The sequence below is a fragment of the Staphylococcus sp. HMSC62D11 genome (assembly GCF_001839145.1).
Classification (GTDB): Bacteria; Bacillota; Bacilli; order Staphylococcales; family Staphylococcaceae; genus Staphylococcus; species Staphylococcus lugdunensis.
The window spans coordinates 30,438-51,122 of sequence record NZ_KV840177.1 but is presented as its reverse complement, the minus strand read 5'-3'; the positions used below and the strand labels follow the sequence as shown (position 1 = coordinate 51,122).

18 protein-coding genes are annotated in these 20,685 nt (G+C 34.4%); 1 reads left to right on the top strand and 17 read right to left on the bottom strand.

Annotation, left to right across the window (positions count from 1 at the left end; all coding sequences use genetic code 11):
• Positions 1-232 precede the first annotated feature (232 nt).
• The 17 genes from ileS to bshC all read right to left on the bottom strand — a co-directional run bounded on the left by ileS (position 233) and on the right by bshC (position 19,777).
• Positions 233-2,983, bottom strand: a complete 2,751-nt coding sequence (gene ileS / locus HMPREF3267_RS01170) for an isoleucine--tRNA ligase (protein WP_062077517.1) — start codon at positions 2,981-2,983, stop codon at positions 233-235.
• A gap of 228 nt (positions 2,984-3,211) precedes the next feature.
• On the bottom strand, positions 3,212-3,844 hold the full coding sequence (locus HMPREF3267_RS01165) for a DivIVA domain-containing protein (protein WP_062077515.1): 633 nt from the start codon (positions 3,842-3,844) through the stop codon (positions 3,212-3,214).
• Positions 3,845-3,867: 23 nt separating this feature from the next.
• On the bottom strand, positions 3,868-4,662 hold the full coding sequence (locus HMPREF3267_RS01160) for a YlmH family RNA-binding protein (RefSeq protein WP_002459355.1): 795 nt from the start codon (positions 4,660-4,662) through the stop codon (positions 3,868-3,870).
• Positions 4,663-4,724: 62 nt separating this feature from the next.
• The gene (locus HMPREF3267_RS01155; RefSeq protein WP_002459356.1) at positions 4,725-5,021 is read right to left on the bottom strand and encodes a YggT family protein; all 297 of its coding nucleotides are present in this window, start codon (positions 5,019-5,021) and stop codon (positions 4,725-4,727) included.
• Positions 5,022-5,032: 11 nt separating this feature from the next.
• A complete protein-coding gene (locus tag HMPREF3267_RS01150; protein ID WP_002459357.1) occupies positions 5,033-5,611 on the bottom strand; it encodes a cell division protein SepF in 579 nt (192 codons plus the stop codon).
• 13 nt (positions 5,612-5,624) lie between these two features.
• Positions 5,625-6,293 (bottom strand): YggS family pyridoxal phosphate-dependent enzyme, encoded by a 669-nt coding sequence (locus tag HMPREF3267_RS01145; protein ID WP_002478328.1) that lies wholly within the window; start codon positions 6,291-6,293, stop codon positions 5,625-5,627.
• Between the two features lie 18 nt (positions 6,294-6,311).
• The gene (gene pgeF / locus HMPREF3267_RS01140; RefSeq protein ID WP_002459359.1) at positions 6,312-7,103 is read right to left on the bottom strand and encodes a peptidoglycan editing factor PgeF; all 792 of its coding nucleotides are present in this window, start codon (positions 7,101-7,103) and stop codon (positions 6,312-6,314) included.
• Between the two features lie 156 nt (positions 7,104-7,259).
• Positions 7,260-8,441, bottom strand: a complete 1,182-nt coding sequence (ftsZ, locus tag HMPREF3267_RS01135) for a cell division protein FtsZ (RefSeq protein WP_002459360.1) — start codon at positions 8,439-8,441, stop codon at positions 7,260-7,262.
• A gap of 29 nt (positions 8,442-8,470) precedes the next feature.
• Positions 8,471-9,880, bottom strand: a complete 1,410-nt coding sequence (gene ftsA, locus HMPREF3267_RS01130) for a cell division protein FtsA (RefSeq protein WP_002459361.1) — start codon at positions 9,878-9,880, stop codon at positions 8,471-8,473.
• Positions 9,881-9,982: 102 nt separating this feature from the next.
• A complete protein-coding gene (locus tag HMPREF3267_RS01125; protein ID WP_070823895.1) occupies positions 9,983-11,257 on the bottom strand; it encodes a cell division protein FtsQ/DivIB in 1,275 nt (424 codons plus the stop codon).
• 15 nt (positions 11,258-11,272) lie between these two features.
• Entirely contained in the window at positions 11,273-12,622 is a 1,350-nt protein-coding gene (gene murD / locus HMPREF3267_RS01120; RefSeq protein WP_002478330.1) for a UDP-N-acetylmuramoyl-L-alanine--D-glutamate ligase, read from the bottom strand.
• Position 12,623: 1 nt separating this feature from the next.
• Complete coding sequence (mraY, locus tag HMPREF3267_RS01115) at positions 12,624-13,589, bottom strand: phospho-N-acetylmuramoyl-pentapeptide-transferase (protein WP_002493096.1); 966 nt, start codon at positions 13,587-13,589, stop codon at positions 12,624-12,626.
• Between the two features lie 359 nt (positions 13,590-13,948).
• Positions 13,949-16,243, bottom strand: coding sequence for a penicillin-binding protein (locus HMPREF3267_RS01110; RefSeq protein WP_070823897.1), 2,295 nt, complete (start codon positions 16,241-16,243; stop codon positions 13,949-13,951).
• Entirely contained in the window at positions 16,224-16,625 is a 402-nt protein-coding gene (gene ftsL, locus HMPREF3267_RS01105; RefSeq protein ID WP_002459366.1) for a cell division protein FtsL, read from the bottom strand. The genes HMPREF3267_RS01110 and ftsL overlap by 20 nt, the downstream gene beginning before the upstream one ends.
• A 13-nt stretch (positions 16,626-16,638) precedes the next feature.
• Positions 16,639-17,574: a 16S rRNA (cytosine(1402)-N(4))-methyltransferase RsmH gene (gene rsmH / locus HMPREF3267_RS01100; protein ID WP_002459367.1), complete on the bottom strand. Its 936-nt coding sequence runs from the start codon at positions 17,572-17,574 to the stop codon at positions 16,639-16,641.
• Positions 17,575-17,588: 14 nt separating this feature from the next.
• On the bottom strand, positions 17,589-18,020 hold the full coding sequence (mraZ, locus tag HMPREF3267_RS01095) for a division/cell wall cluster transcriptional repressor MraZ (protein ID WP_002459368.1): 432 nt from the start codon (positions 18,018-18,020) through the stop codon (positions 17,589-17,591).
• Between the two features lie 143 nt (positions 18,021-18,163).
• A complete protein-coding gene (gene bshC / locus HMPREF3267_RS01090) occupies positions 18,164-19,777 on the bottom strand; it encodes a bacillithiol biosynthesis cysteine-adding enzyme BshC (protein WP_002478334.1) in 1,614 nt (537 codons plus the stop codon).
• Positions 19,778-19,950: 173 nt separating this feature from the next.
• Between bshC and HMPREF3267_RS01085 the strand changes: the two genes are divergently transcribed.
• Positions 19,951-20,397, top strand: coding sequence for an N-acetyltransferase (locus HMPREF3267_RS01085; protein WP_002478335.1), 447 nt, complete (start codon positions 19,951-19,953; stop codon positions 20,395-20,397).
• Positions 20,398-20,685: the final 288 nt, after the last annotated feature.

The window sequence follows — 20,685 nt, the reverse complement described above, 5'->3', positions numbered from 1 at the left end:
ATTTCAAATTTAACACGATGACATTGAAAGAAAAAAAGCAGCAGTGAAAATTAAAATCTGTGTAGACTTAATTAATCACTACTGCTTTTTATATAAGTTATTTACTGTTATATCAGTGTTATTTTATAATTTATTACTATTTAGTTATTGTAAAAACAATCCGTCTATGCCAAAGTTTTTACTTTTAAATCTAAATATTTTCAATTATCACAGCGTTATACTTCTATCATCTTTAAACTAACGTTTTTACAACTTCTTGACAACGTGGACAAAGATGATCTAATTCACCTACAGAACCTAAATGTTCACTATAATTCCAACATCTTTCACATTTATCGCCTTGTGCATGTTCAATACGAATATCTCCATGCTGATATGTTATACCATTATCAACTGAATCAACAACTTCAACTTGAGACACAATAAACAATTGATGCAAATCAGCAAATTGTGCTAAGAAGTCAGTAGCATTGTAGTTATCATTGTTTCCAATAATGACTTTCGCTTCTAATGATTTTCCAATGACTTTATCATTACGTGCCGCTTCTAATGCACGATTAACGTCATCACGTAAATACATAAATTGATTCCATTTATCAAGAAGCGCACGATCGACATCAACGACTTCAGGCATATCAGCTAAATGTACACTTTCTTCTTTAACATGTGGCGTATGTGACCAAACTTCTTCAGCAGTATGCACTAAGATTGGTGCTAATAATTTAGTCATATCCACTAAAATTTGATATAACACCGTTTGCATACTACGACGTTTATGTGAATTTTTCTCTTCGATATAAAGAATATCTTTACCATAATCTAAGTAAAAGTTACTTAGTTCAACATTGATGAAGTTTTGAACTTCTTGATAAATATTTAAATAATCGAAGTTATCATAGTGATGGATAGTACTTGCTGTAAATTCTCTTAAACGATTTAAGAGGTAGCGATCAACTTCAAGTAAATCTGATTCTAATACTGCATCTGTATCTGGATTAAAATCGTTCACGTTACCTAACATAAATCTTAATGTATTTCTAATTTTACGATAAACATCAGATGTTTGTTTCAAGATTTCATCGGAGATACGTACATCAGCTAAATAGTCCGTACTACTCACCCATAAACGTGCAATGTCAGCACCTTTTTGTTTTACAACTTGGTCTGGAACAATAACGTTACCAAGTGATTTACTCATTTTCTTACCTTCTCCGTCCATAACGAAACCATGAGATAATAAGAATTTATATGGCGCTTGACCTCTCGTAGCTACTGCTGTAGTGATTGAAGAGTTAAACCAACCACGATATTGGTCACTACCTTCAAAGTATAAGTCCGCAGGGAAACTGAGTTCTGGACGGTTTTCTAATACACCTCTATGAGATGAACCTGAATCAAACCAGACATCCATGATATCCGTTTCTTTCGTGAATTCACCGTTAGGACTACCAGGATGCGTAAATCCTTCAGGTAAGAGTTCCTTAGCTTCACGTTCAAACCAAACATTTGAGCCATATTGTTCAAATAAATCAGCAACATGATTAACTGTTTCTTTAGTCATAATAATATCGCCATTTTCCGCATAAAATACTGGTAAAGGTACACCCCAAACACGTTGACGTGAGATGACCCATTCACCACGGTCACGAATCATATTATAAATACGCGTTTTACCCCAGTTAACTTTAAATTCAGTTTCTTCTATAGCATCTAAAATATCTTGTCTTACTTTATTGATTGATGCGAACCACTGAGGTGTTGCTCGGAAAATAACTGGTTTTTTTGTACGCCAGTCATGTGGATAACTATGTGTAATAAAGCTTAATTTTAATAATGCATCTTTTTCAGTTAATAAATCAGTAACTGCTTTATTAGCTTTGTCATAAAACATACCTTCAAATTGACCGCCTTCTTCTGTGAAGACACCTTTATCGTTTAGCGGACTAATAACTGGCAAGCCGTATTTTTGTCCTACGATATAGTCATCTTCACCGTGTCCAGGAGCGGTATGAACACAACCTGTACCTGCATCTGTTGTAACATGGTTACCATTGATAACTAATGAGGCACGGTCTAAGAACGGATGTTGTGCTTCGACATATTCTAGTTCTTTACCCATAAACTCTTTCTCTAATTTGATGTGATTTTTATCCCAGTCTAATGCTTCAGCAACTTCGTCAGCTAATGCTTCGGCAATAATATATTTTTTGCCATTCACATTATACTGACCATATTTAAGTTCTGGATGAACTGTAATAGCAACGTTTGATGGAATTGTCCAAGGTGTAGTTGTCCAAATAATGAATTGTGCATCTTCATCAACAACGCCTTTTGAATCTTTGACATCAAATGCAACATAAATAGATGCTGAGCGTTTATCATGATATTCAATTTCTGCTTCAGCAAGTGATGATTCACTTGATGGTGACCAGTAGACTGGCTTTTTACCTTTATAGATTAGGCCTTTGTCAGCCATTTCACCGAATAGGCGAATTTGAGCTGCTTCGTATTCTGGTTTTAAAGTGATATAAGGATTATTGAAATCCCCACGAACCCCTAAACTTTTAAAATCTTTCTTTTGTAATTCTACTTGCTCAAGCGCAAATTCTTTACATTTTTCTCTGAATTCGGCAATTGACATTTTTTTGCGGTCTACACCTTTTTTAGTCAATGCTTGTTCTATAGGTAAGCCATGCGTGTCCCATCCTGGCACGAAAGGTGCATAATACCCTTGCATTGTTTTATATCGGACAATAAAATCTTTAATAATTTTATTTAAAGCATGTCCCATATGAAGATTACCATTTGCATATGGCGGACCATCATGAAGTATATATGTTTGATTACCTTTATTTTTAGCTAAAGCTTTTTGATATTGATTGTCAGCGTCCCATTTTTCTTGTATTTGAGGCTCTTTTTTCGGTAAACCTCCTCGCATTGGAAAATCTGTTTTAGGCATTAATAATGTTTCTTTATAATTCATACTATTACTCACTCCTTATAATTAAAAAAGAACTCTAAGTTCAATTAATAGGGACGGAAAATACCGCGGTACCACCCTGCTTAACTCAACTTAGAGCTCTCTCTTGTCATAATTCTTTTTTTATTAAATCAGTGATATAAGAAGTCATCGTTTGTCAGGCTTCCACCAACTCCTGACTCGCTTTAAAACGTGATATCCTTCTTACGTGTCTGACTTAAATATTATTCATTATTTAGGTGATGACTGATCAGTGTTATCTTGCGTTGTTTCATCTTCTGCTGATTGAGATGTATGATCTGGTTGCTGCTGTTCAGCTTTAAGTTGTCGTTCTTCTGCTGTTAAATCTTGATCATTTAAATGTTGCACGTTCTCTCGTGCAATTTGTTCAGCATCTAAATCATAGTTTAATAAGTAGTCCCAATCATCATTTTTTAATAAATCAAGCTGCGCCTCAACTAACATGCGGAAGCGTGATCTAAACACTTTAGATTGACGTTTCATATCTTCAGTTTGGAATGATAAGCGACGTGCCTTTTCGATAGCATCGTTAACAATTTGATCTGCTTTCGCTTGTGCTTGTGCCAACGTTGCTTCAGCTTGCTTTTCAGCTGCTGCTTTCGTTTGTTCACCTGCTTGTTGCGCTTGAACAAGTGCATCACTTACAGATTGATGAACACTTTGATAAGACTTAATATTAGTATCGCGCTCTTCTATCACTTTTTCAAGTTGTTTTTTATCTTCTTTAAGTCTTTCAATTTCATTGCTTAATTGTTTTAAATAATCACTCACTTCTTCAGGTTCAAGACCATTTTTTACACGAGTGAATTCTTTATTTATAATTTCATTAGGTGTAAAAGGCATGCTATATCCTCCTTCGATTTACACTATTTAAATAATGTTTGATACGTAATGTAGTATTTATCCTTTTTAGTTCTACCACCGATTTCCAACAATTGTGCACGCCCATAGCCTTGAATAGATAATAAGTCATTAGGCTCCAGCTGAAAATCCGATGCTTCAACAATTGTATGATTCACCTTGACGCGTTTTTTCTCAATCAATTGTTTCGCAATTGACCTTGATTTATGAATCATATCTTTTAATACAACGTCTAAGCGCATTGCGCTGACTGTAGTATGTTGAATTTTCCAATTCTCTTCTGATTGTATCATATCTTGTAATGGAATAGAATTAAGTTTTACTGTTGCGCCTTTAATTCGAGTTAATTCCATCATGATATATGATTCTAACTGTCTTGTCAAAACAAATTGAATACGTTGTGCAACATGTATATCTCCTACTTGCTCTCGTTCAATACCTAAAGACATTAATGTTCCCAGCACATGTTGATGTTGCAACGTAACAAATTTTTCCGGATAGTCAATCTCTAAACAACATAACTCAAAGTCTTCAACCCGCGGTTCATAATATGACGGGGCAATGATAGCTCGCTGTCTTTCTGCATAAAGCCCACCATTAAATGCGACTTGTATATCTTCATAACTTCCCACTATCACTGATAGTATATATTGTCCTCTTGGATCTAGAAAATTTGTTAATACCGGGGCATATTGTTGTGCTGCCTGATCGCATTTGTCAATTAATCGATCTATAAGCTCATGTTCTTCAGGTCGAAAATGCTGATAAATATCGATGATAAGTCCTCCTAAACGTACCAATAAAGTTCGATAACGTAATAAAACGAGGTTAAGTAGATTGTACTTCCCTCGTTTAACCGCAACTAATGCGTAGCTACATAAATAAGAATTGCTCTAAATATACTATCTAGTCCCCATTGGAATAAAATAAGTACAAAGAGTGCTACTAAAGATGAAATATCTATCATACCAAGAGGTGGAATGATTTTTCTGAAAGGTTCTAAATACGGTTCATAAATACTACTCAAAAAGCGGCCTACGACTGACTCACGTATATTAGGAACCCATGAAGTAAAGAAATAAATAATCATACCAAAATAATAAACAGTAACTAAAAATGATATGAAGTTAAATATCGTTGCTAACAAGCTAATGCTCATATTTAATCTCCTTATTCGTACGGTTGTTCCATATTTTCAATATGGTCTGTAATACTACCAGCCACTTCAACATTGTCCGGTGTGCATAAGAAGATATCTGTGCCCACGCGTTGGATATCGCCGCCAATAGCATAAACTGTTCCACTTAAAAAGTCTATAATACGTTTAGCTGATACTTTATCGATTCTTTGTAAATTAACTAATGTTGCGCGTCGATTTTTTAATTCGTCTGCAATATCTTGTGTATCAGAAAAGACACGTGGTTCAAATAAACACATTTTAGAACTTTCTTGTGACGAATAGTCTGATGATTGATCCATAGTAACGACGTTTTTAGAGCCTGATTTTGATAGTGTGTTCATTCGATAATTCCTTTCTTCATTATTTTGATTTCTTGAAGATCTTCTATTAGGTACTGATCTTAGTTCGCTTTGATTAGCTGAGAAATTCGAATTTGACTGTGTTGCTTGTGGTGTACGTGATTGTGATGGTTTTTGTGATTCTTTTTCACGATATTGTTCTGGTTCTTCGACAACTTCTTCTTCGTCAGTAAACTCGAAGAAATTATTAAATAAATCTTTAATTGCCACTGATGGCTCACTCCTATTCTCCTACCAATTTAGTTCCAATTCTTATATATGTTGCGCCTTCTTCAACTGCTACAGGGTAATCATTACTCATTCCCATAGATAATTCCGTACACGGTGCATAAGTTAATTGTCGTTGTTGTATGTCATCCCGTTTTAATCTTAATTTCTTAAATAATTCTTGAATATATTGTGTATCATCTGTAAATGGTGCCATTGTCATCAAGCCTACAATTTTAATATTCTCATAAGCTTTAATATCATCTATAAACTTGTCCACTTCATTTAAATGGATTCCATGTTTAGACGCTTCACCTGAAACATTAACTTGTAAAAAACAAGAAATAGTATGGTTCGCACGTTTGTTGATTTCTTTAGCCAAACTCATTCGATCTAGCGCATGGAAATAATCAACTTCATTGATGACATCTTTAACTTTCCTAGATTGCAATGAACCAATAAAATGCATAACAGCATCTTCTGGTAATGCAGCTTTCTTTTCTAAAAATCCTTCTAAGCGATTTTCACCAAAATGTCTCAAACCTGCATCGTATGCTTCTTTAGCTCGCTCTATTGTAACATATTTTGTAACTGCTATCACATTGATATGGCTATCTATTGTGCTTTTTTTCTTATGACTTTCAATTTCTTGTTGAATATGTGCTAAATTGGATTTCACATCCATATCTATTCATCGCCTTCCTTACTTGCGTCCGATAAAAGCTAACATTCTACCTGTATGCCCTTCTTCAAGTCGATATGAGAAAAAGAGATTTAAATCTTCAGACGTTGCATATTGTGTAATATAAATATTATTTTGAGGTACTCCCATAGATTGTAATAGTAATGCATTGGCTTTTTTCAAGTCAATGCCATGACGATTCGTTCCTCGTGTCTCAATATAACATTGACTATCAATCGGCAGCGTTTCAAACTTTTCTTTAATTTCATCATTGATTTCATAAGAATTAGACGTTGCAGGTCCTATAACAACTTGCAAGTCAGATAACGGAAATTTAATTTGATTTATCATTTCAATAACGATTTGACCATATGTTCCTCTCCAACCAGCATGCGCTAAACCTACAAAGTCATGAGATTCACTATAAAAGTATATCGGTACACAATCCGCATAACACATCGTCAGCAGTACATTTGAGTCATAAGTATATAGGCCATCAATACCATATAGCTTGTGACTAAGCGCATCGATATTTGTACCTTGGTCTCGTACGGTAACCTCAGCCACTTTGTTCTCGTGTGTTTGTATTGGAAATACCCAATGCGCTCTAGGGAAATCAATAGCTGCTGCTAATAGCTGCTGGTGCTTAGTCACATGTTCTGGCGCATCATCAATATAACGAGCCATATTAAATGCTCGTTCTGGATAAGGGCTGCTACCGCCTTCTCTTGTAGTAAAACCTAACGTTACATGTTCAAGTTTGTCATCTTCATATCGCAATAGATGTGGTTCTTTTTTAAATCTATCTTTCATATCAAGCACCTCAATTTAACCGTCTTCTTCGCAGTTATAAGCAACGTATACATTACAATTATATACTAAAATTACAGTGATTTTAAGATTAAAATAAAAAGTCATCAGACCGCTATGACCCGATGACTTTTTATGAATTTTGTATTTTACTTTAGATTAACGTCTTGTTCTTCTAGAACGTCTTTCTTCTCTATTTCTAATAAAGCTAGGAATGTCATCATCCTTAGTCGTTTGCGTACGCTCTGCTGAAGCTTCAGTGTTACGTGAAGAATGATTCGCCTTGAAAGAAGGCTCTTCTTTAGTTGTATTTGCTGTTCCAGGTGCACTTGAAGATGGCGCGCTTGAACCAAAGCCAGTGTTTGCTTTACGTCCTTGTGTTGACGGTTTATCTTCGAAACCTGTTGCAATAACTGTGACAACAATTTCATCTTGTAATTCTGGATTAATAACTGTACCGAAAATCATATTAACATCTTCGTCAGCAGCATCTTGAACAATATCTGCAGCTTCTTGTGCTTCGAATAATGATAATGATTCGCCACCAGTAATATTCATTAACACACCTTGAGCACCAACAATAGATGTTTCAAGTAATGGTGATGAAATTGCTTTTTTAGCAGCTTCAACAGCTCTATTTTCACCTGATGACACACCAATTCCCATTAATGCAGAGCCTTGGTTAGACATGATTGTTTTAACATCAGCAAAGTCTAAGTTAACTTCACCAGATACAGCGATTAAGTCAGAAATACCTTGTACACCTTGACGTAATACATTGTCTGCTTCTTTAAATGCTTCCATCATAGGTGTAGATTTATCTACGATATCTAATAAGCGATCGTTTGGAATAACGATTAATGTATCAACAGCTGCTTTCATTGCTTCAACACCAGCTGCTGCTTGAGTTGAACGCTTACGTCCTTCAAAGCCGAATGGACGAGTAACAACACCAACTGTTAATGCACCCATTTCTTTAGCTATTTTCGCTACAACTGGCGCAGCACCTGTACCAGTTCCGCCACCCATACCAGCAGTAACAAATACCATGTCTGCACCTTGAATGGCATCTTCAATTTGTTCACGAGATTCTTCAGCTGCTTTTTTCCCAATTTCAGGGTTTGCGCCAGCACCTAAACCACGTGTTAATTTTTCACCAATTTGAATTTTAGCTTCAGCTTTTGATAAGTTTAAAGCTTGTCCATCTGTATTAATAGCAATGAATTCCACATTGTTCATACCATGGTCAATCATACGATTTACCGCGTTATTTCCGCCGCCACCTACACCGATGACTTTTAGTGTCGCTAAATGATTAAATCCTTGTTCAAATTCTAACATTTAATTTTCCTCCTAGTTTTTATGGCCAATCATTCAAATAGAGATTTCATAAGTTTTTTAAATTTACTTTCTTCTTTATCAGATTTATCGTGCCCATCATGATGTTCTTCTTCAGAATTTTGATCTGTTGTATGGTCATCGTAATTTTCATGGTATTCTGGCTCATCTTTATTTTGTGTAGAATCATTTTTATTTGATTTACCTTTGAACCAGTTAAAACCAATTGATCTAGAAGTATTTTCTTTTTCTTCAGAAGCGATGACTTCTTCTTCAAATTCCTCATTATCTTGATAATTTATTGTAACATAATCTAATAATTCATCAAAAGTGATACTGCTAGAAATTGTAGAAATTGCAGATGTAAATTCAGGTTTTCTTATACCCATTTGTGATGGTGTATGTATTCTGATTTTTTCAGTTACTAATATAGTTAGTAAATCTTTCACACCTAATAAATTAGATGATCCACCTGTAACAACAAATCCGCCATTCACTCGTGTCAATTCTAAATTAATTAGAATATCAAATACGCAATTGAAAATGTCTTCCATTGTTGCTTGAATAATGTGACTTAAATCTTTTTGAGAATATTCTACCGTTTCTTCACTATCAACTTGATCTACAGTAAATACATCTTGATCTGAAGCGCTTTCTGCATAAGCATGTCCATATTGTTGCTTAATCTTTTCAGCCGTTTCATATGAAGTATTGAATGCTTCTGCAATATCACTGGTTATATCTCTACCAGCAAGTTTAATTGAAGCAGCATCAAGTAATTCACCACGTTCATAGAAAGCTACCTGTGTCAAATCTTCACCAATATCAATAACACATGTGCCTAGTTCCTTTTCCATTGCGGATAAAATGAAGCCGTAATTATAAGCATCAGAATAAACATCTAATACATCTACGCCACATGCTTCAACACATTTGATCATATTGATTAAAATTGATTTTTCAATTGCAATCACGCCTGCTTCAACTTTAAGAGAATGTCTTGCAATAATTTCTTTAGGATCTGAAACTTCGTTATTCCCGTCTAAGATAAATTTACTAGGAAATACGTTAATAATTTCCGTACCAGGGACATCATTTTTATCCCGAATACCATCTAAAACACTTTCAATGTGTGTGCCATTAATCTCAGTATCTTCATAAAATTCAATTTCATTAGTTTCATCGAACACTTCTGTTGAAACGATTGGCAATTTTAAAAACACTTCTTTAATATCTACACCAGAAGCAATAGAAGCCTTTTTGAGCGTATCTTTAATCGCTTGTTTCGCAATGTCAAAATCGTCAATCAGACCGTTTTTAATACCATTTGTGTAGGTTTGTCCTGTACCTATCACATTTATACCATTGTGAAATTTTTCGCCTACTATTATTTTTACGCTTGATGAACCAATATCTACACTAACGTAGTAATGTTCCTCCATAGATAGGCACCTCCTGACAAATTACTATTAAAATGCACTATGTTTAGTTTACAATACGTCGTTACACTTGTGAACTATAAAGACATAATATATCGGAATTTTTTAATTATTTTTTTTAGATTGTTCGTTTATTTTGTTAAGTACACTTTGTAATTCACTTTTTGCCTCATTTTCTTGCTGAGAGTTTTTTGTCACATCTTGTTCAGTTTGTGATTGTTGTGCTTCTTGATTTTTGTAAGGTATGAACGATGCTCCTACTGATAAATCAATGTATCCATCTGTTGTTAAGTTACCTGATTGATCACGTGACAACGATTGAGACATTTGTGGGTAGTACTTCATTTTATCTGCTATCGTTTTAATATTGCCGATCACTTGCATATCATCTTTCGTATACAATTTAATTCGATTTTGCTTATTCTTTTGTGGTTCGTATGTTACTTCAGCAATCATACTTCTAATTTTAGGAGACATTTCCGCTAAGGCGTGAACAATTTCTTGTTTTTTATCACCTTTAAAACCTTCAATGATAGGTCCTCGGTCTGTTAATTGCCCTTTATAGTTTTTTAATTCCGTATTCCCTTCTAATATTGGAATATAATCATCCTTATCTTTAATCATACCTACAACTTGATTTTCTTCTATTGTAACAGATAATGTATTCGGCAAATGTTTCTGTATATCAACATTTTTTATCAAAGGATTGTCTTTTAATTTGGCCTTAGCCTTACTATTACTAAATGTATACATTCTTTCGCCACTATTCGCATTTAATTGCTTATTTATTTCTGATGTTGATACATTATGATTACCTTTAATTGTTACATTTGCTATGCGACTAATTGGCGTAAACATATACAACAGAAAAAGTATGATGATAAGGATCAGCGCTGTTATAACAATGTATTGGATTGTCTTTTGACGTTTTCTACGCTGTCGTCTTTTTTGTTCTCTTAGTTCTTCAGGTGTAAGTGGCGGCGGTTTCTCAATATCTTCATTATCTTCTGTCACATCGCCGTCATCAGTATTATGTTGGATTGCTGTATCATCTTGTGCTGTACTGGATAAGTCTTCTTCAGATGGTTCATTTTGTTGCTCATGCAGATTGTTTTCTAAAGCACTGTTGTTTATTTCATCTTCTGTGTTTTGGATTTCCTCATTATTTTCATGTTGTGTAGCCGTGTTGATGTGATTTGAAGAATCATGATTGTCTATGTTTGATTGTGTTTTATCTTCTTGCTCCGTTGAAGTATCGAAGTTGTCTTTATCGCTAAATAAGCGGTTTCGTCTGCGCTTTGTACTAGATTTACGGAGCTGTCGTTCAAAATCGTTGGCATTGATATGTCTTATTTTACTATCTGATTTTTGTTCATCCATGTTTATTCACACCCTTTAATATGATGGTAAGTGTGCTTTAAAACTTTCAATAAATTTATCCCCTCGTTCTTCAAAGGTTTGATATTGATCCCAACTTGCACAAGCCGGAGAGAGTAATACGACATCATTTGGTTCTATCACATCTTGTACTTTATCGACTGCATCTGTAACATCTGTGGCTTTAATTACATATTTACCTTGACTCGTTCCTAATTTAACAAATTTCTCTTGTGTTTCGCCAAACACAACCATTACTCTGACATGTTTCATATAAGGAATTAGTTCATCAAAATCGTTACCTCTATCTAACCCACCACATAACCAAATGATAGGTTGGTTAAATGAATTAAGCGCGAATTGTGTTGCTAGTGTATTAGTAGCCTTTGAGTCATTGTAATATTTATTAGTTCGATTTGTACCAATATACTGCAGTCTATGTTCAATGCCTGAGAATGTAGTCAAACTATCAATGATAGCTTTAACAGGAACACCTGCCAATAATGATGCTAAGACTGCCGCCAAAATATTTTCCAAATTATGTTCACCAGGTAACACTAAATCATCAATATTTATAATTCGCACGCCTTTATAAATAATAAAGTTATCTTTAATATAAATGCCATCTACTTCTTGTTGTGTAGAAAAATAAAGTGTCTTAGCTTTTAATTGTTCTGATTCAATCAAATGGCGTTGGTGATAATTACAAATAAGATAATCATCTGCTGTTTGATTTTTATATATTTGCTTTTTAGCATTTTGATAATTTTCAAGTGTACCGTGATAGTCTAAATGCGCCGAATAAATATTTGTAATAATAGCGATGTGTGGACGATACTTATCTATGCCTAGTAATTGGAATGAAGACAATTCTGTAATTAAATATTCATCTGGGTGCGTATCTTGAGCGACTTTTGATGCAACATAACCAATGTTACCAGATAAGCGTCCAGTCAACCTGCTCTTACTAAACATATCACCTATAAGTGAAGTTGTCGTTGTTTTACCATTTGTACCAGTCACCGCGATAATGGGCGCTTCAGAAACTAGATAGCTTAATTCAACTTCAGTTACGATTTTCAAACCACGTTTTTGCGCTTCGATTAAAATAGGTAAATGATATGGAATTCCTGGATTTTTAACTATCATCGGGCTTTTATCTAATAATGACAGTGGATGTCCACCGCCAACGACTGTAACACCCATTGTTTCCAAGTCTTTTGCATGTGGATCTTGAGATAAATCTTTGCCATCATTAACAGTGACAATAGCTCCAAGTTTAGTCAACAATTTTGCTGCCTCATATCCACTTTTAGCTAAACCAAGAACAAGAACATCTTTATCTTCTAAACCTGTATAATTCTGCATGTTAATGCACTCCAATCCATAAGCCTATAAGTCCTGTAACCAAGCCAACAGTCCAAAAAACAGTAACGACTTTCCATTCGTTCCAACCACACAATTCAAAATGATGATGAATCGGACTCATCTTGAAAATACGCTTTCTAGTTAATTTATAAGAAGCTACTTGTAAAATAACTGATAATGTTTCAGCCACAAATACAAATCCAACAAACAGTAATGATAATTCTGCATTTAACATAATCGACAAGGTAGCAAATATACCACCAAGCGCTAAGCTGCCCGTATCCCCCATGAAGACTTTTGCGGGATTAAGATTAAATGGTAAGAAACCTAGTAATGCAAAAATCATGATAACACAAAATGTCCCTATGGCTGGAGAATCTAAGATAAAGCTCATAATCGCGTACATTGTGAATCCAATAATAGACAATCCAGTTGCTAAACCATCTAAGCCATCTGTTAAGTTAACTGCATTGGAAAAACCAACTTGCCAGAAGACAATGAAAATCACGTAGAAAATGGATAAAGGAATGTCCACTTCTGTAAAAGGTATGTGAATCGCAGTTGAAAAATGAATTAAATGGAATACATAACTTAATACAAAAAATATAACTGCAATACCTATTTGAGCCAAAAATTTCTGTTTGCTTGTTAAACCTTGATTGTTTTTCTTTACCACAATGATGTAATCATCAATAAAACCAATCAAACCGAAACCAATTGTTACAAATAATAACAAAATGATTGGATTGGATTTGTCGACGAAGAATACAGCAATGAGCGAAGTTATTATAATGCTAATTAAAAATGTCAATCCACCCATTGTTGGCGTTCCTGTCTTTTTCATATGACTCTCTGGACCCTCTTCTCGTATACTTTGTCCAAATTTCATTCTCTTTAAAGTTGGAATAAGTACAGGTACTAATACGAATGTGATAAGTAGCGCAATAATCGCAAATAAAAAAAGCATAATTTTCTCCTTTTTAACTAAGATACAAAATTTTATACACATCATTTTCACTTTATTATTTTAACAATATGACTAACACTTCACATCATTATTTAGATGTATTTTATGTTGCCATGTGATAAGTAATATTTCATCATTACTCAATGATCTAGCCAGATAATCACGAGGAGAAGAAGCTGACAAACATTGTTATTCTGAAAATTGTTCTACAATTTACTTATAGAACAGGCATAGGGGCTTCTAGCTCCTCCATATCTAGCTGCGCAGTTAAACATAAAGCGCAAAACTGTGTGATACGTGTTTATATCTTAATTTACAAATTAAATTTTTAGTTAACTCACATCATTAATTGAAGCAAGCTAATCTTCACTGTCTTTAGCTGCATTGTCTTGTTGATCTTTTGAATCCTCTTTTGACTTAGATGTATCTTTTTTATCTTGCTTTTGGTTATCGGTTGAATCATTCTTATCCGATGAAGTAGCTTGCTCTTCTGATTGACTGCCATCAGCATCTTTTGCTGAAAGCGTAAGCTCAATTTTATCGCTTTTTTTCAGCTTCGTACCATTTGAAATAGACTGGTCAGTAACAAAGCCGGTTCCTTTTGTGATGACTTTAATATTCGTTAAACTTTGGAATGCCAATACGTCATCTTTCGTCCAACCTTTCATATCTGGCATTGTAACATCTCCATCAGTAAGAAGAAGTACTTTACTATGTGGCAATAATTCACTTCCAGATTTGACAGATTGCGTTTTTACTTTTTGACCACTGCCAATAACGATTGGATTTAACGATTTATCTTGTAGTTTGGATTTCGCATCTTGAGTGGCATCACCCTCAACATTTGGAACTTTACTATATTTTGCTTTGTTTGTTTTGTCTTTTGAGCTGCCGACATTTAAATATTTAAGTGTGTTTTCCATAATTGGTTTAAAAGCTTTACTAACACCTAATTCATATGCTTCTTGGTCATTCTTTTGTGCAAGTTTCATGCCCGCATAAACAATGATACGTGGATTTTTCTTAGGTGCATCTCCAATAAAACTTACAAAGTATGGGTTAGGCCCTTTAACATAACCACCGCTTTTTTCATCCGCTACTTGCGCCGTTCCCGTTTTACCTTCGATATCATAGCCTTCTACACGATAATTCTGTGCATGACTTTTTTCACTGTTAACAACTTTATCAAGTTCAGTTTCTACTTTATTGGCTGTCTCTTCAGTTATTGGCTTACCTGCATAAGATTTTTCGCCTTTATAGAAGGTTTTTTTAGAAATAGGATTGTCTACTTTATTCACAAACCATGGTTTCAACATATTTCCCTTATTAAAAAAGGCTGATTGCGCTTGAATCATTTGTACAGGAGTTACAGTCGTTGATTGTCCAAATGCTGATGTTTTTTGTTGTAATTCATTAGACCATGCAATATTACCACTTGCTTCACCATCAAACATGCCGCCAGTCGTTTTACCAAAACCAAAGCGTTCATACCAAGATTTCATCTTATCTGCACCAACTAAATCTTGCAATTGCATCATAAGTGTATTTGAAGAATAAGTAAATCCTTGTGTCATAGGTATTCTACCCCAACCAACTCTATTCCAGTCAGATATTCTTGATCCCATAATATCCATGTGACCTGATTTATACTTTTCATTTGGTTTAAATTTACCTTCTTGAATGGCAGCTGCTAACCCATAAGTCTTAAATGTAGATCCTGGTTCATAAGTGTTTTGATATAAATCATTTGCCCATTTTTTTCCAAAATCTTTCCCCGTTTCAGGATTAAATGTAGGTCGTTGACTAAAAGCTAAAATCTCACCTGTTTTAGCATCCATTACAACGGCAAACAAATCTTTAGGTTGATAGCGTTCAACCATACCATCCAAGGCTTCTTCCACAAATACTTGTATATTGGAATCAATCGTTAAATGTACATCATCTCCACGTTTAGGTGAGCTTTCATGTTTCGTGTTTGGTGCAATGTACCCCCATATATCTTGTATATATGATAGTGCACCTTTTTTACCATTTAAATAACTATTAAATATCTTTTCAACACCCAGTGCACCATTCAGTTCACCCGTATCTGGATTCTTCTGTGCACGTCCAATTAAATGAGAGGCAAAATTTCCATTTGGATAGAACCGCTCTGTTTCTGGATATAGTGTAATGCCTGGTAAGTTCATTTTTTCAATTTTTTCTTTTTGTTGATACGTTAAATTTGTTCCCTTTTGACCAAACTCAACTTGAAACGCCTTTTTCTGATTTAATTTTTTCTCAATATCATCTGCCTTCATATCGATGACTTCTGCTAATTTTTTAGCAGTTTTCTTTTTATCTACGACGTGTCGAGGCTTTTTACTGTTTTCACTGGCCTTCTTATCAATCACTGCCGTTAATTTGAAACGCTCAACATCTTCAGCTAACACTTTCCCATTGCGATCATAAATTTTACCGCGTTCGGGTTGTTCTTGATTTTTAACAAGATACGTTTCATTTGCTCGTGTTAGTAAGTCTTGTCCAGAAGAATGTCCGGTCACCATGATATATGAGTATCTTAAAACCAATATAAAAAAGAGCAGTCCGAATAAACTAACAAGGAGGACTGCTCCTAATCTATTTTTTTTAATTTTAATTTTTCGCTTCGCCATCATTACGCACTACCTTTACATTATCATTCTTAAGGCTCATACCTTGTGCTTTTGCCTTATCGTAAATGCGTTCATAAGAAGAATTCTTTTTAATTTCAGATTTAAGTGCGCTGTTCTCACTTGTTTGCTTTTCAATCTTTTGATCTAAATCTGCAATCTTTCCTCGCGTATCATACGCATCCATTTTTAAAGATAGCACATAAATACTAATCAAGGCAATGACAGTAATCAATGATATGTATAAGACCTTTTCAAATCTAGTAAGTTGTACAACTACTTTTCTTTTTACAGTTTGTCTTCTTGGTTCTGCTTGTGGTTGTTGTTTAGGAATGCTTGTTTGAGAAACATCCTGATATGGTTGGTAAATTTTTTCTACAGCCATCGTCCATTACTCCTTATTTCAATATTTCTGCAACACGTAATTTGGCGCTACGTGCCCGATTGTTTTGATTTAAATCTTCTTCAGTAGCAGTGATAGGTTTCCGATTAACTCTTTTTAACTTTGGTGTGTATTCTTCTGGAATAATTGGTAAACCTCTAGGTACCTCTGGACCCTTCTCATATTCTTGGAAAATCTGTTTGCATAATCGATCTTCTAATGAATGGAAAGTAATTACTGAAATGCGTCCATTAACCTTTACAAGTTCAATTGCCTGTTCAATTGAATCTTCAAATGCTGACAATTCATCGTTGACGGCAATTCGAATGGCTTGGAACACCCTTTTAGCTGGGTGACCACCTTTTCGTCTCGCTTTGGCAGGTATCCCTTCTTTAATCACATCAACCAGTTGTAATGTCGTTTCTATAGGCTGTAATTCGCGATGTGCTTCAATGCGCCGTGCAATTTGTTTTGAAAATTTTTCTTCACCATAGCGATAGAATATTTTTACTAATGCTTCATATGACCATTCATTTACCACTTCATAAGCACTAAGCGTTTGTGTTCGATCCATACGCATATCTAATTTCGCATCATGGTGATAACTAAATCCTCTTTCCGGGACATCTAACTGTGGACTTGAAACACCCAAGTCATAGTAAATGCCATCTACTTTTTCAATATTTAGTTCTTTTAAAATGTGTGTGAGTTCTCGAAAGTTATTATGAACAAAGGTCACTTTATGTAGATGCGCTTTAAGCACTTCCTTTGCGTTATCTATTGCTGTTGTATCTTGATCAATAGCAATCAAATGACCTTCATCATTGAGCTGATTTAATAAATAAAGGGCATGTCCTGCGCCGCCTAGCGTACAATCTACGTATACACCATCAGGCTTTATATTTAAGTAATCTATGGTTTCGTTAAGCATAACGCTGACATGATGAAACACGTTTATTCCCCCATTTAAAAATCAAAATCTATTAAATCTTCAGCAATATCCTCGAAACTATCTTCTGATTCTTCATAGAAATCATTCCATGTTTCACGGTCCCAAATCTCGATTCGATTTGACACCCCTATTACTGTACATTCTTTTGTTAAGTTGGCGTATTTTCTCAAATTTTGAGGTATGTTAATACGTCCTTGTTTATCTAGTTCTACTTCAATCGCACCAGAGAAGAACATACGCATAAACTTACGTGCATCCTTTTTAGTCATTGGTAAGGTTTTCATTTTCTCTTCAATTTGTTGCCATTCTTCTAACGTGTAACCAAATAAACATTTATCAAGGCCTCGAGTGATAATAAAACGCTCATTGAGGTCATAACGAAACTTGGACGGAATAATCATTCGTCCTTTTGTATCTAATTGATGATCGTATTCTCCCATGAACATTTTTTCTCACCTCACCTTATTTATAATTTACCACATCTCACCACTATCCTCCACTAATTCTGTAAAATATCTTAAAATTTATAAAAAAAGACATAAAAAAACCGTTTCGTCAAAAAGACGAAACGGCTATAAACCTTGATATATCAAGGTTTTACAACAATATGATCAAAAGTGTAAGAAAGTGGTGGATAGGTGGAGGGGTTGAACACATCCATCCCAAAATCATTCATTATTTGTAATGGATTCCATATTCTTTCTTGGAGTCCTCCCATTGGATGGAGTGATTCACTGATTTCCTTAAAGTGTTTCATGCTAATCACATTTTCACGTTCAATATTTAATAAGTATCTTTGTTCTAAATAATTAAGTTGTTTATGGTGGATTTCATGATTTTTATCAACTAAGTTGCTATTATTTTGGTTATGTTGTACTTCTCGCTTTAATTTTTGATACATTTCTTCATGAATCTCTTTTAATTGTGAAACTTGATCTAAAAATGTTTGCGATGCTTGTTCACGTATAAATTTTTGACGCTTTTCTTCAATTCCATTAGTTAATACCTCAGCTATATCTAATTGGTATTGTTGTAAAAGTTTCTCTATTCTAGTATAGAGATAAGTTATTTTTATACGCGGTAATACAATAGGCATTTCCACATCTAACGTGTTAAATACTTCGCTTAATTCTGCCCAATATTTAATTTCACTTGGGCCACCTATAAACGCTACAGTATTGAAGAGCCATTCTTCCATTACTGGACGTGTAACAACATTATTTGAGAATTGCGCTGGATTTTGTTCAATCAAGTCTAATAATTCATCTTCACGATAAGTAACTTCTGATTTACTTAACTTATAAATACCATTTTCTTCCGTAAGTAATTGTCTCATATTATCCTGATGTAAAAATAAATGGACGTTTGTGTCAGTCACAATCATCTTTGATAGCTTATTGTTTTCAGTCTCACGTTGCTTTTGATGAAATGCTTTATTTATATCATTATGTTTGCGCAACATATCCTTTAAAATAGGACGTTCTAACTTTCTAAGTGGCTCATATTGCGCATCTATAAATAACACACCATACACTTTGAACACTTCATGTACAAGTGCTTTAAACATATTCGACCACGTGTCATAGCGTTCTATGATTTGTAAACACATATGATACAATTCAGCAGTATGTGTTGTTTCAGCTAATTCCTTGAAATATGCTTGCAGCGCATTTTTCATTTGAACTTTGTCCGGGACATATCGACTTACGTTACTTTCCGGTGGAGTCAAAGTATGATATTTAATCTTTTCCACAGAAGCCAATTGTTGATCATAAGCAAAAGTATGATTAACTTCATCAAAATCATGGTCTTCCCCAGCTATCCAGAATACTGGAACAACGCTACAATCATAGCGCTCTCGCAACTCATTAGATAACGTTATCAAAGAAAATATCTTGTGAAAAGTATATAAAGGTCCTCCAAACAAACCAGCTTGTTGACCACCAATGACAACTTTAGCCCCTGCTGCTAAGTTTTCAATATTTTTTTGCTGTTGCTCTGATAAAGTTAAATCCGACATATAGTCTTGAATAATTTGTGCAAGTTGTTGTTCTCTACCATTATTAGGCTTGTTCATCTTAACATCAAAACTTGTTTTCTTCATCGCATCATACTGGAAAAATGATGTTAGCGATGGATCACTGTTTTTTAATTTTGTCATGAATGAATCATTATCATGTAATTTAGTAATTAAACAGTCCATACATTTTCTCCTTCAGTATCGCTATTATGAATACAGTATAAAGATTATACAACACATTGACAATTTAACGGCTTACACTTTTTAAAATTTTCGGTGCTTCGTGTTTCAAAACTAAATGAATTACACATATTTTTTAGGGTATAGTAAAATAAAGATGCTAAGGGGGATATGTTATGGTAGAAATTAAACGATTAGAAATTAATTATAAAACAGATGAACTTTTTGAAGCTTTTCGAGAGTATGGCAATAAGGATTTATATATGGTCGATGAATTTCAAGGACAAATGATTGATGCAAGTTCTGAAACACCTTTCTATGGCATTTTTCACGGAGATAACTTGGTAGCGCGCATGGCACTATTGCGTAAAGGTGACGTGGAAGAACTTTATTTCCCAGATTACGATAATTACATACTACTGTGGAAATTAGAAGTGCTCCCCGAATATCAGCATCATGGCTATGGACGTGCACTCATTGACTTTGCTAAAGAGAAAGGTCTTCCAATCAAAGCTATTGGACGCAATCAATCAAAAGATTTCTTTACTAAATTAGGATTTGAAGACGTAAACGCTAAAAATCCAGAAGGCCATGACGTGTTAATATGGTCACCTAAAGGTTAAAATGATTAGTTTAGGACATCATTATGTTTTAGACTGTGAACGATATATTGGCAGTAGTTGACTGGATTGAAAATACGCGGACACCAAGTTTTTCCAACCCTAGTCAATCTTGCTGGAGCGGGACTACGAATTCGTAACGAATGCTGTCACGCTCCTTTTTTTGAATGTACTCACATTAAGCTTGAGGACAAAATACATATTGCTGATTAAATTATGTAATTGTGATTATTTATAATAACATTTATATAGTTTTAGCACTCCACATCGTAATCATTTATTTTTTAAATT

Excerpts from the sequence above, each read along its gene's own strand:
- HMPREF3267_RS01110 (WP_070823897.1), bottom strand. The coding sequence starts at position 16,243 with ATGGCGAAGCGAAAAATTAAAATTAAAAAAAATAGATTAGGAGCAGTC.
- HMPREF3267_RS01155 (WP_002459356.1), bottom strand. The coding sequence starts at position 5,021 with ATGAGCATTAGCTTGTTAGCAACGATATTTAACTTCATATCATTTTTA.
- HMPREF3267_RS01145 (WP_002478328.1), bottom strand. The coding sequence starts at position 6,293 with ATGGATGTGAAATCCAATTTAGCACATATTCAACAAGAAATTGAAAGT.
- HMPREF3267_RS01125 (WP_070823895.1), bottom strand. The coding sequence starts at position 11,257 with ATGGATGAACAAAAATCAGATAGTAAAATAAGACATATCAATGCCAAC.
- HMPREF3267_RS01085 (WP_002478335.1), top strand. The coding sequence starts at position 19,951 with ATGGTAGAAATTAAACGATTAGAAATTAATTATAAAACAGATGAACTT.
- HMPREF3267_RS01165 (WP_062077515.1), bottom strand. The coding sequence starts at position 3,844 with ATGCCTTTTACACCTAATGAAATTATAAATAAAGAATTCACTCGTGTA.
- ftsA (WP_002459361.1), bottom strand. The coding sequence starts at position 9,880 with ATGGAGGAACATTACTACGTTAGTGTAGATATTGGTTCATCAAGCGTA.
- mraY (WP_002493096.1), bottom strand. The coding sequence starts at position 13,589 with ATGCTTTTTTTATTTGCGATTATTGCGCTACTTATCACATTCGTATTA.
- murD (WP_002478330.1), bottom strand. The coding sequence starts at position 12,622 with ATGCAGAATTATACAGGTTTAGAAGATAAAGATGTTCTTGTTCTTGGT.
- ileS (WP_062077517.1), bottom strand. The coding sequence starts at position 2,983 with ATGAATTATAAAGAAACATTATTAATGCCTAAAACAGATTTTCCAATG.
- bshC (WP_002478334.1), bottom strand. The coding sequence starts at position 19,777 with ATGGACTGTTTAATTACTAAATTACATGATAATGATTCATTCATGACA.
- mraZ (WP_002459368.1), bottom strand. The coding sequence starts at position 18,020 with ATGTTCATGGGAGAATACGATCATCAATTAGATACAAAAGGACGAATG.
- ftsL (WP_002459366.1), bottom strand. The coding sequence starts at position 16,625 with ATGGCTGTAGAAAAAATTTACCAACCATATCAGGATGTTTCTCAAACA.
- ftsZ (WP_002459360.1), bottom strand. The coding sequence starts at position 8,441 with ATGTTAGAATTTGAACAAGGATTTAATCATTTAGCGACACTAAAAGTC.
- pgeF (WP_002459359.1), bottom strand. The coding sequence starts at position 7,103 with ATGAAAGATAGATTTAAAAAAGAACCACATCTATTGCGATATGAAGAT.